Source organism: Xenorhabdus littoralis (genome assembly GCF_033949345.1).
In the GTDB taxonomy this organism is placed as follows: Bacteria; Pseudomonadota; Gammaproteobacteria; order Enterobacterales; family Enterobacteriaceae; genus Xenorhabdus; species Xenorhabdus littoralis.
The window spans coordinates 1-476 of sequence record NZ_VCDP01000213.1; the positions used below are offsets into that span (position 1 = coordinate 1).

The window sequence follows — 476 nt, forward strand, 5'->3', positions numbered from 1 at the left end:
GGCGCACTGAACCAGTAATCGGCGCAAATTTTTGTTGCCGCGTTTGCTGATACCTAGCAGGGTAGGTTTCCCTCCCGTACGGTATTGCCGGGGAACAAGTCCCATCGAGGCAGCAAAATCGCGGCTGCATGAAAATTGTTTGCCATCACCGAGCTGGGATGAGAGTAAGCTGGCCGTAATTGGCCCCACACCCGGAATTGTCATGATGCGTTGAGCGGTGTCATCTCCACTGATGGACTGATTTAATTCTGATCCCAGCGCCGTTATTTGCTCGACAAGATAAAGGTAGTGGGCATGTAATTTCATCAGCAAACGGCTCAGATAATCGGGCACGTCGTGTTCTGCCAGAACCAGAGATAACCGTTTAATGACCGCCTCGCCTTTTGGCAAACTGATACCAAACTCCAGCAAAAAGGCGTGCATTTGGTTAGTGGTCTTTACCTTATCTCTGATGAGTGATTCTCTGACACGATGCA

Annotated in this window: 1 protein-coding gene; it reads right to left on the reverse strand. The window is 49.8% G+C overall.

The genetic code is table 11. The annotated features are described in order from the left end of the window. Positions 1-476 (reverse strand): IS110 family RNA-guided transposase (locus FE394_RS19325; RefSeq protein WP_319927937.1); only part of this gene is annotated, 476 nt, incomplete at both ends.